Source organism: Pseudomonas sp. P5_A2_2 (assembly GCF_054177685.1).
Window position 1 is genome coordinate 1 of the sequence record NZ_JBGCUL010001362.1, and the last position, 1,001, is coordinate 1,001.

General features: G+C 59.3%; 1 protein-coding gene. It reads left to right on the forward strand.

Going from position 1 to position 1,001, the window contains the following annotated elements; all coding sequences use genetic code 11:
• Nucleotides 1–519: 519 nt before the first annotated feature.
• Nucleotides 520–1,001, forward strand: a 482-nt coding sequence (locus ACXRVY_RS31445) for an enoyl-CoA hydratase-related protein (RefSeq protein ID WP_458239271.1), incomplete at its 3' end; no start/stop codon positions are given.

Sequence of the window (1,001 nt, forward strand, 5' to 3'; positions counted from 1 at the left end):
GAATAGCCGATGGCTCTTCGTAGCCAGTCGCGGTGACGGCTGCAAGAATATTCGGATTAAGATTAAAAGCGGCGAAGCCGCCGGTTTCCTGGGTCATGGGTCTGCCTCTAAGTGCATCCGCAAAGACCCATGCTCCAAAGCTGCGCGTGCCGTGTTGAGACTCAAGAGTCGCCCTGGCAGCTTTGTCGGCGGGGATTTGCGAAAACGAATGAATGAAAAGAATCGTCAAGGGAGAGTCCGCAGTACGGACGTGCAGCCGAAGCTGACTTCGGGGAATTGCTCTACCTAAACGCGGCCCGGCTAAAGGCCGGCGCGCACTATACCGGAATTTGCCAAAAAAGGGARCTTTTTTTATCCGAAATCCACCGGATACACCGTTGTGTCACAGGCTTTGCGAATAATCGATCAGCCGTCTACTTTTCAAAGGCCCGGCCTTGCGGGTGATGGCGCTAAAACGGTTCACCCTTTGCCGTGCAGACCGCCGGTCTGGCACGTCTTTCCCACCCCGAGGATCACTCCATGAATCAGCCCAGCTCCAGTCGAGTCAGCCGCGAACGGCATGGTCATGTGTTCATGATCGGTCTGGATCGGGTAGCCAAGCGCAACGCCTTCGATCTCGACCTGCTCAACGCATTGAGCCTGGCCTATGGCGAGTTCGAGGCCGACAACGAGGCACGCGTGGCGGTGGTGTTCGCTCATGGCGAGCACTTTACCGCCGGGCTCGACCTGGTCAATGCCAGTGTCACACTCGCAGAAGGCTGGCAGGTACCCGCTGGCGGCTGTGATCCGTGGGGGGTGTTCGCCGGCCCCAGGGTCAGCAAACCGGTGATCGTCGCCGCCCAGGGCTATTGCCTGACCATCGGCATCGAATTGATGCTGGCCGCCGACATCAACCTGTGCGCCAGCAACACCCGGTTCGCGCAGATGGAAGTGCAACGCGGGCTCTTCCCGTTCGGCGGCGCCACCCTGCGCCTGCATCAAGTCTCCGGTTGGGGTAATGC